Annotated in this window: 8 protein-coding genes; 2 read left to right on the top strand and 6 right to left on the bottom strand. The window is 65.5% G+C overall.

The window, feature by feature from the left end:
- The first annotated feature begins 5 nt into the window (after positions 1-5).
- Positions 6-1,667 (top strand): fatty acid--CoA ligase, encoded by a 1,662-nt coding sequence (locus ACO6VK_RS06725; protein ID WP_422506131.1) that lies wholly within the window; start codon positions 6-8, stop codon positions 1,665-1,667.
- Positions 1,668-1,724: 57 nt separating this feature from the next.
- Here the strand turns inward: ACO6VK_RS06725 and ACO6VK_RS06720 are convergent, their stop codons facing one another.
- From ACO6VK_RS06720 to ACO6VK_RS06695, 6 genes are all read right to left on the bottom strand, one after another.
- Positions 1,725-2,369: a hypothetical protein gene (locus ACO6VK_RS06720; RefSeq protein ID WP_422506130.1), complete on the bottom strand. Its 645-nt coding sequence runs from the start codon at positions 2,367-2,369 to the stop codon at positions 1,725-1,727.
- Positions 2,370-2,411: 42 nt separating this feature from the next.
- Positions 2,412-4,517, bottom strand: coding sequence for a patatin-like phospholipase family protein (locus ACO6VK_RS06715; RefSeq protein WP_422506129.1), 2,106 nt, complete (start codon positions 4,515-4,517; stop codon positions 2,412-2,414).
- Positions 4,518-4,725: 208 nt separating this feature from the next.
- Positions 4,726-5,016: a hypothetical protein gene (locus tag ACO6VK_RS06710; RefSeq protein ID WP_422506128.1), complete on the bottom strand. Its 291-nt coding sequence runs from the start codon at positions 5,014-5,016 to the stop codon at positions 4,726-4,728.
- A 95-nt stretch (positions 5,017-5,111) separates the two neighbouring features.
- The gene (locus ACO6VK_RS06705) at positions 5,112-6,494 is read right to left on the bottom strand and encodes an aldehyde dehydrogenase family protein (protein ID WP_422506127.1); all 1,383 of its coding nucleotides are present in this window, start codon (positions 6,492-6,494) and stop codon (positions 5,112-5,114) included.
- 30 nt (positions 6,495-6,524) lie between these two features.
- A complete protein-coding gene (locus tag ACO6VK_RS06700) occupies positions 6,525-8,180 on the bottom strand; it encodes an acetolactate synthase large subunit (protein ID WP_422506126.1) in 1,656 nt (551 codons plus the stop codon).
- Positions 8,181-8,299: 119 nt separating this feature from the next.
- Positions 8,300-9,976 (bottom strand): serine hydrolase domain-containing protein, encoded by a 1,677-nt coding sequence (locus ACO6VK_RS06695; protein ID WP_422506125.1) that lies wholly within the window; start codon positions 9,974-9,976, stop codon positions 8,300-8,302.
- A 470-nt stretch (positions 9,977-10,446) separates the two neighbouring features.
- On the opposite strand from ACO6VK_RS06695, the gene ACO6VK_RS06690 reads away from it, so the two are divergent.
- Positions 10,447-13,551, top strand: coding sequence for a SpvB/TcaC N-terminal domain-containing protein (locus ACO6VK_RS06690; RefSeq protein WP_422506124.1), 3,105 nt, complete (start codon positions 10,447-10,449; stop codon positions 13,549-13,551).
- The last annotated feature ends 126 nt before the right edge of the window (positions 13,552-13,677 follow it).

The following is a 13,677-nucleotide window of genomic DNA, read 5'->3' as shown; positions in this document are numbered from 1 at the left end:
ACTCCATGTCCCTTACCACCGCCGCACCTGCATCCGCCCCCGACGCCCATGCCTATCCGCTGCTGATCAAGCAGCTGCTGCACACGCCGCTGGCGGTGCATCCGGCGCAGGAGATCGTCTACGGCGACACGGTGCGCTTCGACTACCGCACCCTGCAGGCACGCATCGGCCAACTGGCCGGGCTGCTGACATCGCTGGGGGTAAAGCACGGCGATACCGTGGCGGTGATGGACTGGGACAGCAACCGCTATCTGGAAAGCTACTTCGCCGTCCCGATGATCGGTGCAGTGCTGATGATGGTGAACATCCGCCTTGCCCCCGAACAGATCGCCTATACGCTCAATCACAGCGGCGCGCGGGTGCTGCTGGTCAACCGCGAGTTCCTGCCGATGCTGGCGGGTATCGAGGAACAGCTGCCGGACCTGCGCACGCGGATTCTGCTGGACGATGCCGATGGCCCGCTGCCGGCAGGTTTCGTGACCGAGTATGAAGCCGGGCTGCGCGAGGCCACGCCGGTCACCGCCTTTCCGGATTTCGACGAGAACACCCGCGCCACCACGTTCTATACGACCGGCACCACCGGCCTGCCCAAGGGTGTGTACTTCAGCCACCGGCAACTGGTGCTGCATTCGCTGGCGGGGATGGCCGCGCTGGGCAGTGCGGCCAGCCAGGGGCGCCTGCACCGCGACGACGTGTACATGCCGATCACGCCGATGTTCCATGTGCACGCATGGGGCCTGCCGTACGTGGCCACGCTGATGGGCATCAAGCAGGTGTATCCCGGCCGTTATCTGCCGGAGCGGCTGCTGGGGTTGATCGCGCGCGAGAAGGTGACGTTCTCGCATTGCGTGCCGACCATTCTGCACATGCTGCTGGGCCACCCCGCTGCCGCGACGACCGACCTGCGGAGCTGGAAAGTGGTGATCGGCGGCGCCGCACTGCCACGGGCACTGGCGCAACAGGCGCTGGCCGTTGGCATCGACATTTTCGGCGGCTACGGCATGTCCGAGACCTGCCCCCTGCTCACCCTCGCCCAGATCGACGTCGATGCCCTGACCGATGCGGACGAGGAACTGTCGCTGCGCACCAAGGCGGGCATCCCGGTGCCGCTGGTGGACCTGCGCATCGTCGATGAAGACATGCACGACGTTGCCCACGATGGCATCGCCACCGGCGAAGTGGTGGTGCGCGCGCCCTGGCTCACCGAGGGCTACCTGCACAATCCGGACGCGTCGGCAGCGTTGTGGGCCGGTGGCTACCTGCACACCGGGGACATCGGCAACATCGATGCCGGCGGCTACCTGCGCGTGTCCGACCGCATCAAGGATGTGATCAAGACGGGCGGCGAATGGATCTCCTCGCTTGCCCTGGAAGACATCATTGCGATGCACCCGGCGGTGAACGAGGTGGCCGTGATCGGCATCAGCGACACGAAATGGGGCGAACGCCCGCTGCCGCTGGTGGTCCGGCACGCCGGCAGCGAGGTGAGCGAAGCGGAGATCATCGAGCTGGTCGCCGCACGCAGCCGCTCGGGCGACATCTCACGCTACGCGATCCCGGACCGCGTCCGCTTCGTTGACGCCATCGAGCGCACCAGCGTGGGCAAGATCAACAAGAAGATGCTGCGCAGCCTGCATGACGCGGCGGCTGCCACGGACGCCGGCTGAGGCCGGCGCTGCATGACGAGCGTGTCCTCATGGGCTGGGCATCCACGGCGAAGACAGCTACCTGGGCTCAGGCATGCACGTCTCGTCCTCCAGGCATATGCCACGTCTGATCGTGTCCGCCTTCACCACCAGACCGCCCGTCTCGAAGGCCGACATGTTCTGGAGAAATCGAACCAGCGCCGCCTCATTGGCCTTGCCGCTTGAGTCAAACAGCCGCAGATCGCTGTTCGCAGCGTCAGCAACGCCCTTGCTTACAAGAAGGGCGTACTTCTCTGTTGGGTTGTATCCCCATTTACAGGTGCCATCGGCCCGCCTGCCTGCCGTGCTGCCAACGCAGTCGTCAGATGGTGCATATGCCTGCATGATCTGCAGGGCCGACGACCGCCCATGTTTCACATAGGCCGTTCGCATGTTGCGAACGGCAGCCCTCGCGGCGAAGTAACCGTCCGCGAATGCGGTGTGGGCGTCCAGATCGCGACCAACGCGGCCGCGCCAGCCCATGTCTTTCAGGCACCAATAGTTGTTCAACTTGACGCATCGTAAGCTGCGGTGCTTGGCAATATCGACCGCGCCGGCATCAAGATGGACAGCCATCTCGGTTGACCAGTTTGTCACGGAGCGGGATGCAGGATCATAGATGACTGGGCTGGCGCTCGCTCCCCAACTGGCACCGGCACTCCAGAGTGCCAGTGCCAGCGTCATGACAGACAGCGTTGCAGTTGATGTCTGGATTGTCATTTGGAATCACCGTTCAGATGGAGTGGGCACTTGCCTGCCACTTGCCTCGGCGCATGCCGAAGCATCATGGAATGGGCTTTGCGTTTCACAGGAAAGCAGGCCGGCCGCGTACCACCCAAGATCCCGGTACGCCTTGAATTTGTTGGAGCTGCTGTTCGCCGTATCACCCACCGTATTGGTCTGAGGCCACACCCAAGCGCCAGGTTCTCTGTACGGGCCTGCGTCTATCGCGTAGCCGACCAATCCGCAGGGAAGTCCGTAAGCTGCGTAGTTGCTTCCCAGCTGGCCGTTGGACCCGTTGCACACCAAGGGGTCGTCCCTCCAGTCGGCGATTGCCTTCTGCATGGCATCGACGTCGATTGCGGCCTTCAGGTAGTAGACGCGGATACCGGACAGAACCGATTCCGGGACGTCGTGGGATAACGCGGATACCACGCCTGTCCAGACCGGCAGCTTCCACGCGTACGGATTGAAGTGAGGTCGGTAATCGTCTCTGACCTGGGATGTTTCTGTATCGCAGATCGCATGCAGGGGCTGAGGAGCTTGCATGACCGTACCGTCGGGCCATTTATCAAAGTGGATATCGAATCCGGCTTCCACCAATGTCCGACTCAGCACGCACAGTTCCGGGATGCTGGAGGTGCGGCTTTCCTTGTCCAGATCCAAGGCGCCATCGGCCACAACAATGTGGCGCGTGCCTCTGCGGAGCAATGAGTAGACGCCAAGATTGTCTCCGCTCATCCCGCCATCGGCGATGCGAATGTGGTTGCTTTTCGCCGTTCTCGCAAATCCATGCGCGTAGTAAAGGGGCCAGGGCAGGAATGCATGCAATCGGCGCTGGGCATCCGATACTTGATAATTCGGAAGCTCGTAGCCCCAACGGGCATTCAACATGTGCAAGCCCCCAAAGATCAGCCACTCCGGCGCTCCGCCAGGCTGGCGAGCACTAAGGGAATCAAAAAATGCTCCGGCCGCCGCGACTGCGTCGAGTGGGGTCAAGGGCTTGATCGAATCTATGCCCGCGCCACTGACAAAGCCGTAGGTGCCCGAGCCAAAGGACGTCGGCGTCATCTCGAAGACGGTAAGCCCGAGCCGAGTCTTATCTTCACTTCCCGAGACGTCATTGGTGGAATTTATGATCCACCACGGAACAGGCGTCTCTTTATCCTGGTAGAGATCACGCAGTCCGGAGAATGTGAAATCGTCTTTGGATTCGATATCTGGCGTTGCGGCATCACCGACGGGCAGTGTCCCATAGGTTCTTGCTATGCCCGTGCGATAAGCCCATCTCGACGGCGCCAGTCCCACCTTCCAGTCGAACAAAGAGTTCGCAACGTGATGAGCGGGCCAGAGCCCGATCGTCTGCAGTGCGGTGCTCGTGTATGCCCCGTAGGGCGGGCGGTCAAGGTTGGTGGACAGGCCGCCCGGATCTCTCGAAAGTATGTCCTGGTAACACTCGACAAACGCCTGGTGTCGCCTGCTGTTGTTCTCGTAGGAATAACAGTCCTTCGGGCCCCGCAGCCTCCCATAACGAAGCTCGTCCGGTGTCCATACCACCATGCGCCTGAATCCGCTGTCCTCTCCGTTCACCTCGATCCAATCCCCATACTGCTCCTGGCGGGCATCGGCAAAGAAGTCTTTTATCCGTGGCAACGTATCCGATGTGGCATTGAGCGTCCGCCTCTCCATCATCGTCTCGGGGTAGGTGGCTCGCATCCAGGCATGCGAGTACAGGTAGTACGCCGCATACCCGCCCCCCGATACAGACGACAGAAGGTCTGTGCGATCAAGCCAGTCCCGATCTGCGAATCTCTTGAGCACCCCCATCGCAAATGGCGCCGCCTTGCTGCCTCCGCCTGACAGCGCCAGCCCTATCTCAGGGAGCTCCCCGTCTGCGGCCCACGGCTCGGATCGAAAGCGTTCAATGACGTGCATCTGCGTTGCTGGAGTTGGCGTGGCCGAGAACACGACATCGAGCGGCTCAACGCAGACATCCCCTTGAGCTGCCTTGTCGCACAGCAGCAAGGGAAGCTTGAGTTCGGTCGCCTGCCCGGGTTCGGCTGGCAGCAGAAGACAAATCCAGAAGACAAGGACAGCAACAGTGGCTCGCATACGTCCTCCTTGTGATGGCGAACACCATTTCAATTGCCAGGACAGATTCGCTGGCAGTACCAGGTTGGTAGCCAGTCGTGATCGCGTGGAATCCCCTTCCAGTCAAGCGTGCGGCCAGCTCCTCCCTGTGCTCGGGGGCAATCTGTCTATCCACATCGGTCGCCCCGCCCCCCCCAGCCCCCCAGCCAGGCTCAGGCGTCTACATACCCTACGCGCGCGCGAGCGCCATCCACCGGTAGCCGACGTAGACCGCGCCGGCGACCACGGGGGCCAGGCTGATCCATAGCGGTAGGTTGAGCCCGAACAACAGGATTGCGGTTGCCGTCAGGGTCAGAATCGATACGCCGATCACCCAGGCGTCGAAGAAGGCGACGTCCGTGGCATCCCTGGCCCAGCCGTTCTGCGCCCGGTTTCGTGCGGCGCGCTGCCGGCGGAGCACCCATACATCGGTCACGAAACCTGCAATGCCTTCCAGCAGATCCCCGATGAGGCCAGACATGGTCGATCCTTGAACGACGGGCTGAATGCGCCGATCTTCGGGGCACGGGCCGGGCGCGTCAAGGGCGCCGGTGGCGCCCCCCCTCCCCCTCCCCCTCAGCCCCTGCGCATGAGGATCATCTTCTCCTGCGACATGTCCCGCATGGTGTACGGGATGCCACCTGTGCCGTAGCCCGACTCGCGGCGGCCCGCGAAGGGCATCCAGTCGGTGCGGAATGCGGTGGGGTCGTTGATCATCACGGCCGAGGCATCCAACCGGTTCGCGGCGCGCAGGGCGATGTCGATATCCTGCGCGAACACACTGGCCTGGAAGGCGGTGGGCAGCGCGTTGGCGCGCGCGATCGCCTCGTCCAGCTCGGTATAGCGGTACACCGCCACCACCGGGCCGAACACCTCCTGCGTGGTGATCCGCGCGTCGCCGGGCGGATTGAGCAGCACGGTGGGCTGCAGGGTGGTGTCCGAGAGCCGCGTGCCGCCGGTGGCCAGCTGCGCGCCGCCGCGCACGGCTTCGTCGATCCACTCGGCCACCCGGTCGGCCTCACGTGGCTGGATCAGCGGGCCCACCTCGGTGGTCTGCAGGGTCGGGTCGCCGGTGCGCAGGCGTTCCACCCGGGCGATCAGGGCCTGGGTGAAGTCCTCGGCGATGGCGTCGTGGACGAAGATGCGCTGGGTGGACACGCACACCTGGCCGGCGTGGTAGTAACCGCCCTTGACCATCGGTTCGATGATCCTGCCCAGATCCGCGCCGCGGTCCACAATGGCGGGCGCCACACCGCCGTGCTCCAGCGCCGCGCGTGCGCCGTGGGCAAGCTTGGCATGCAGTGACCACCCTACCCTCGCCGAGCCGATGAAGCTCAGGAAGGCGATCCGTTTGTCGGTGGCCAGCGCCTCGGCGAGGTCGTTGCCTTCCGGTACAAAGCTCTGGCACCACGGTTCGGGCAGACCCGCCTCGTGCACCATCGCCACGAACTCCAGGCACGACAGTGGCGTTGTGGAGGCCGGCTTGATGATGACCGGGCAACCGACGGCGATGGCCGGTGCAACCTGGTGGACGATCAGGTTCAGCGGATGATTGAACGCCGAGATCGCGGCCACGATGCCGATGGGCTCGCGGGTGGTGAACGCCCAGCGGTTCTCAGCCGCCGCCGACAGGCCCATCGGAATTTCGCGGCCGGCGAAGTTGCGCAGTTCGTCGGCGGCATTGTGGACGCCGTCGATGGCGCGGGTGGTCTCGATGATGGCATCCGGCAGCGGCTTGCCTCCCTCGCGGGCGATCTGCAGGGCCAGGTGGTCGCGTTTTGCGTCCATCAGCGCGGCGAGCTTGCGCAGGATCGCGATGCGCTGGTGTGGGTGGAGCCAGCCGTCGCGGTCCTTGAAGACCCGCTCGGCGGCGCTGAGCTTGTGCTCCAGGGCGGTGGCGGTATCGAAGCCGATCTCTGCGATGGGCGCGCGGTCGAAAGCCTGTACGACGGTCAGCATGTTGAATTCCTTGCCAGAGGGAGAGCGGGCTTACGCGCAGCCTACATCCGGCGTGCGATTGCGCAGCTCATCCACCAGTACGCGGGTGTTTTCGGAATAGTCGATCGGCACATCCAGCAGGTGAACGCCGCCGCCGACGAAGGCGGCCTCGATCATCGGCACCAGCTGGTCGACGGTCGTTACGCGGGAGCCCTTGGCACCGTAGGCTTCGGCGTACTTCACAAAATCCGGATTGCCAAAACGCATGCCGAAATCCTCGAAGCCATCCACCGCCTGCTTCCAGCGGATCATGCCGTAGGCGCTGTCGTTGAGGATCACCACCACCAGGTTGAGCCCCAGCCGCACGGCGGTTTCCATCTCCTGCGAATTCATCATGAAGCCGCCGTCGCCACACACCGCCATGACGCGGCGCTGCGGGTACAGCATCGCCGCCATCATCGCCGACGGCAGCCCGGCCCCCATCGTGGCGAGCGCATTGTCGAGCAGCAGCGTGTTGGCCACATGCGTGCGGTAATTGCGGGCGAACCAGATCTTGTACATGCCGTTGTCGAGGCAGACGATGCCGTCGTCCGGCATGGACTGGCGCACGTCATGCACCAGGCGTTGCGGGGTGACCGGGAAGCGATTCTCCTCGGCGCGGTCGTTTAGACGGGCGAGGATCTTCTGCCGCAGGTCGACCATGCCTTCATCGGCAGGCAGGCGGCCTTCCAGCCGCTCGGCCAGTGCGTCAACGGAGGCGCCGATGTCGCCCAGCACCTCGATATCCGGGTGGTAGACCTGCTCGACCGTGGCGGACTGGAAGCTGATATGGATGACCTTGGGCCCCCCGCTGCTCTTCATCAGGAACGGCGGCTTCTCGACGGTGTCGTGGCCGATGGCGATGATCAGGTCGGCGCGGGCGATGGCCTCGTGCACATAGTCACCCTCCGAGAGGGCGGCCGTTCCCACGTACAGGTTGGAGCCGCCGGTGACGGCCCCCTTGCCCATCTGCGTGTTGAAGAACGGCAGGCGCGTGCGCGCCACGAAGGCGGACAACGCCTCGGCCAGCCACGGCCGGCTTCCCGCCGCGCCGATCATCACCAGTGGCCGCTTGGCCGCGAGAATGGCCGCTTCGGCGCGGTCGAGCGCGGCCGGCGGCGCGATGGGACGCTCCAGCGGGTGGACCGGTATGACCGCGACATCCTCCACCTCCTCACCGGCGATGTCCTCCGGCAGCTCCAGATGCACTGGCCCGGGGCGGTCTTCCATCGCCACGCGGAAGGCGTCACGCACCATTGCCGGAATAGACGCCGGGCTGACGATCTGGCGCGTCATTTTCGTGAGCGGCTTCATCGACGCCACGATATCCACGATCTGGAACCGGGCCTGTTTGGCGCTCATCACTGCCTTCTGGCCGGTGATGAGGATCATCGGCCACGCGCCGAGGTGGGCGTACGCCGCGCCCGTCGAGAAGTTCAATGCACCGGGGCCGAGCGTGGCCAGGCACACGCCCGGCCTGCCGGTGAGCCGGCCGTGGGTGGCGGCCATGAAGGCGGCTGCCTGCTCGTGGCGCGTGAGGACCAGTTCGATACGGGAGTTCCGCAGCGATTCCAGGAAGTCCAGGTTCTCCTCGCCCGGCACACCAAAGATGCGGTCTACGCCTTCGTTTTCGAGCGCCTTGACCAGTAGATCCGAGCCCTTCTGCATCGCGTCGATCCTTGTGGTGAGGATGGCTCGACTATACCTCTGGTGATGTCAAGGGCCCGCGCAACCCACACCGGGCTGGATCGAGGCAGGCACCAGGATGACGCGGGTGGGCGATGTCGTCAGCCGTCGCCTTCCATCCGCTCGGCCCGCATGCGGCGCAGCCGGCGTGCAGTGAAGGTCAGGCCATCCACCGTGCCCTGGGCCGATCGCGTGAACGTCACTGTCCACGGGCCACTTACAAAGCGGTCGCCGCCCACCGGTTCCAGCACCAGATCGCTCTGGCGAGGCCACCGCACCCGCAGCGTTCCGTCCGCCATGAGCACTGTGTAGCGCATGCCGACCTCGTCGATGCGGTACGTTCCCGCGAACTCGGCCAGGGCCGCAGCTGCGGGCATCGGCGCGTTGACGCGGGTGAATGCCCTGGGCGTGGGCCAGGCATCCCAGATCCGCAGTTCGCGCGTGTCCGGCGTGCCGTTGCTGGCGGGACTGAACTGCCAGCGCGCCGTCTCGCCCGACCGGAACACGCCACTGCCAAGGGATTCCAGCGGCGACGACGCGCCTGTCGGTCGAAGCGACCCATCCTTCATCTCGACGCGAACCACCTCGTCGGTCAGCGGGCTCCAGTAGATGCCCGCCAGTGCGGCCAGTTCCGCCTCCGGCGTAGTGACGGACGGCAGTGGCGGCGCCAGGAGATCCCCCAGATACACCGCAGCGATGCGCTGCGTGAGCGCCTGGGGTGCAATCGACGCGCCATTGCACAGCGTCACGATGGACAGGCGCTGATCGGGAAAGGTCACTGCGTCCGCGCGATAACCCGCGTGCACACCGTCGTGCCCGATGGTCGGCAGGCCGCGGTAGGTGCCGACGAACACCCCGCCACCGTAGCCGCTCGCCTCGCCGCTCGGGGTCCGTGCCGACGTCTGCGTGAAGGCCGCCAGGCCCGTTCCCCCCACCCGTGCATGGATGATGTTGTCCTGCCACTTCAGCAGGTCGCCCACGGTGGTGAAGACGCCGGTGGGGCCGTAGTAGTCGGATGCCGGGTTGCTGACCCGCCAGCTGCCATCGACGTGTGCCTGATAGCCGGCCGCGCGCCGGCGAACGATCCCGGTGTGGTCGTCCTGGAAGTGCGTGCTGGTCATGCCCAACGGCTTGAATATCCGCGCGTCGGCGAAGGAACGCAGGGGCATTCCGGAGACGCGCTCCACGATCAACGCCAGCAGTGTGTAGCCGAGGTTGTTGTAGAGCGTTTCGCTCCCCGGCGGGAAGTTCAGGCCGCGCTGCTTTACCGCGATGGCCAGCATGTCAGCCTGGGTCATCTCATCGTCGCTGCGCCAGCCGGCGAGGTACAGCAGCTGCCCCTGCTCGCGCAGGCCACTGCTGTGGTGGATCAGGTGGGCGATGGTGATCGTTCTGCCGACGTCCGGCATCTCAGGCAGATGGAGGCGGATGTCATCGTCCAACGACAGTTTGCCGTCCTGCGCCAGCAGCGCGACGGAGGCCGCGGTGAACTGCTTGGAGATGGACCCGGAGAGAAAGACCGAATCCGGGGCAATCGGAATGTCGTACTCGAGATTGGCCATGCCGTAGCCGCGCATGTAGTCGACGGCGCCGTCGCGGGCGATGCCTACCGCGCAGCCCGGCGTGGTGGTGCTGCTCCACGGCGCGAAGATCGCGTCCACCTGCGCATGGCGGTCGGCTGGCACGGGATCGGCGGATCGGGGGTGTGCGATCGAGGGCGGCGAAACCCAGGCAGCGGCGATGAGCGCCAACGGGAAGGTGGAGCGACGGATACGCACGACAGACCCCTGGAGTAGTGCCCCCGGTAGCGAAGGCCAGCGCAACCTAGCATGGTGTCCGCGGTGGGCGACATAGGCCGGAAGTTGGCGTTACGCTGGAACAGGTGGATCGGTTTCAATGGGACAGCTGCAGGGGGCGCTACCGGTACGCCCAGTGCAACGGATGACGGCAAGGTCCATATCATTCCCTTCGACGCGTGCCGGTTCCGGGTGGACGCCTGAGCGGCGCCGTCCTTCACGTTCCCACTGGCCTTGATCGCGGTGGTCCAACCCTGATCTTGAGCGAAGTCCTTCCGCATCAACGGTTTATGAGGTTGTCGGACGCAAAGCGGTGCACATGGCCCCGGTGCGGATCTGCGCGCCGAAGATCCCGTGGTATGGTTCGATCCGCAGTCGATGATTCAAGCAGCTCGGGAACCTTCCCTGCGAAGGACTCTGTGACGTGATTGTTGCCAGGCAAGGAATGCCTCATGACAAGCGCAGTCGAACTACCCAAGTTATCCCTGCCTGCCGGTGGCGGTGTCGTTCGTGGGATGGGCGAAAGCTTCTCTGCCGACGACTTCACCGGCGCGGCGTCGTTTCAGGTTCCGCTTCCGACATCAACCTGCCGTGACGTAACGCCGTCGTTGGTGCTGGGTTACGCAAGCGGTGGCAGCAACGGGGCCTTTGGCCTCGGGTTTGATCTTGCCCTGCCGCGCATCGCGCGCCGCACCGACGCATGCATTCCGCGCTACGACGACACCGACGTTTTCATGGCCAGCGGCGAGGTGCTGGTGCCCACGTTGCAGGCGGTGGATGGCGACTGGCAGCCGATCCGTGCCCGTTGTTCCGACGACGGCGTGGACTATGAGGTCTGGCGATACCGTCGCCGCTCGGATGGTGATGGGACGCGTTTCGAGCGCTGGCGGCGGCTGGATGGGGGCGACGAACACTGGAGAATCGCCAGTACCGACGGCAGCGTCGCCGTGCTTGGCAGCGATGCCGCGTCGCGGATCGCCGACCCGGCGTGTCCGGCGCGCGTGCTTGCCTGGTTGATCCAGCGGTCGGTGAATGCCTCGGGCGATCGCGTCGAGTACATCTACAAGCCTGAAGACGCCGAGAACATCCCGGCACTGCCCTGCAATGCCGGTCGTGACCACACCGCCAACCGCTATATTGCCGAGATCCGCTATGGCGCCTACCCGGGCAGCGATGCGGACGCCGGGTATGCGATGCGGATGGTGTTCGACTACGGCGAGTACGACATCGGGCCGGGCAACCCGGACCCATACCGCCCGGTACGCACCTGGCCGGCGCGGCCGGACGCGTTTTCGAGCTACCGCAGCGGCTTCGAGGTGCGCACCTATCGCCTCTGCCGCGGCGTGCTTATGTTCCATGCGCTGCCGGAGCTGGGGCCGCGTCCCAGCCTGGTGGCGGCCACGGTGCTCGACTACCTGCCGCAGGACGGCCTGTCGATGCTGTGCCGCGCGGTGCAGCGCGGGTACCGGCGGTTGCCGGATGGCTCGCGCGCCATGCTTGAGCGGCCTGGCCTGAGTCTGGATTACCAGGCGTTCACTCCAGCGCGGCAGGTGTTCCGTGCCGTCACGCCGGCGCGCGGCGCGTTCCCTGCGCCGCTCTCGGAAGGTGGGCTGGTGGTGGCAGACCTTCTGGGCGAAGGGCTGCCTGGCCTGCTGTTCAGCACGCCATCGGCATGCCTGTTCTGGCGCAACCTCGGCGACGGACGGTTCGCCGAGGCGCTCACACCACAGGCCATGCCGCTGCAGCGTGACGTGTCTGCCGGCCGCCAGCTGCTGACCAGCCTCGAGGCCAACGGGCAACTCGACTGCGTCGTTGCCGAAGGCACGCAGGCTGGGTACTACCGCTACACGCGCGGTGCAGGATGGAGCGCGTTCCAGTCGTTCCCGCACTGGGCGCCGGAAGCGGCCGCGGCGGCTGCGCAGTACGTGGACGTGACGGGAAGTGGCGTGGCGGATCTACTGGTCATGGGGCCGGACTCGGTGCGCTGGTACCCCGGCAAGGGTACCGACGGCTATGGTGATCCCATTGCGTTGGCATTGCCCACCGGCGTGCCCGATCCACGCATGGCATCGCAGCGCGACTTCATCGCGTTTGCCGACCCGATCGGCGATGGGGGCGCGCACATCGTGCGCATCCGCGACGGCAGCGTGGAGTGCTGGCCAAGCCTGGGTTATGGGCATTTTGCCCAGCGCATCCTGTTCGATGGCGCGCCCGTGTTCCCCGGCGGGTTCGATGCAGCACGGCTGCGGCTCGCGGATCTGAGCGGTAGCGGCGGCGTGGATCTGGTCTACTTCGGGGAACGGCAGGTCCATCTCTACTTCAACCAGACCGGCGGGGGTTTCGCCCCGGCGGTCGTGATCGACCTACCGGTGGCCTACACACAGCTCAGCTATGCAGGCAGCGGCGACCTTCTGGGCGGTGGCAGCCAGAACCTTCTGCTCGGCACGGCGACCGAGGGGCAGTGGCTCATCGATCTGACCGGAGGACGCAGGCCGGGGCTGCTGGCTGCGGTACGAAACGATCTCGGGGCAACGACGACGCTGGAATACGGCACTTCCAGCCAGTTCGCCCTCGCAGACAGTCTGGCCGGCCGTCCGTGGCCATGTGCGTTGCCCTTCCCGGTTCACGCCGTTACCCGGATCACCAGCACCGAACCATTCTCGGGTGCCAGCCAGACGCTGCGCATCGCCTACCACGACGGGTACTACGACCCGGTCGCCAGTGCGTTCCGTGGATTCGGCTACGTGGAGCGATGGACCGAAGGCGTGGTGCAGGAGGAGTCCTACGCGCCACCGGCGTACACGCGGACGTGGTACGACACCGGTGCATTCATCAACGCCGATGTGGCAACGCTGCAGTATGCCGGCCAATATTGGCCGGGCGTCGCGGGGCGCCAGCCGCCGGCGCCCGACAGTCGCTTCATCACCCTTTCCGCCCTGCCCGATGCCGCGCTGCTGCGGGTTGCGCACCGTGCGCTGAAGGGGCAGGTGCTGCGCAGGGAAACCTATGCGCTTGATGGCGGGGCGCTGCAGGACGTGCCCTGCACGGTGGTGAGCAGCAGCTACACAGTGCGTGAAGTGCAGCCTGGACGGGGCGAGGACGAATCTGCGTTCCAGGTGGCCGGCCGCGAGACCGTCACTGCCGTTTACGAGCGCGACGCGCTGGATCCGCGCGTGAGCCAGCAGTTCACTCTCCAGGTAGACGACTGCGGCCATGTAATCCTGGCAGCCGACATCGCCAATGCCCGGGGCTGGGGCGCGCCGACACCGCCTACATCCCCCACGCCTGTGCCGGCGTATCAGACGAATGCGCTGGCAACGGCCACGCATGCCCGCTTTGCCGCGCCGCTGGAACAGGCCGGCGCCTTCATGGTGCCGGCACTCGGCGAGGCAGCGTACGCGCTGGCCGGGGTGGGCCCTGCCCCCGGCAGTTGGCTGGACTTCGATGCGATGCTGGCCGGCACGCAGCTCGCGCTGCAGAACGTGATTCCGCCCGAGCAGCCGTTCTCGGGCACGTCGGCGCAGGCGCGCCTGCGCCCCCCCGGGCATCAGTTTTAGGAGATTGCGGTGCAGCCGGATTGTCGCCTGGATACACGGCTTTTCTACTGGAATGCCGAGGGCGGCGCCGCCCTGCCCTACGGTGCGGTGGCATGGCCGGCGCTGCGCCATCACGCAGGCAGCACC

Origin of the sequence: Stenotrophomonas sp. GZD-301, assembly GCF_049310345.1 — a bacterium.
In the GTDB taxonomy this organism is placed as follows: Bacteria; Pseudomonadota; Gammaproteobacteria; order Xanthomonadales; family Xanthomonadaceae; genus Stenotrophomonas.
The sequence above is the reverse complement of the archived record's forward strand: the minus strand, read 5'-3'. Positions and strand labels throughout refer to the sequence as shown.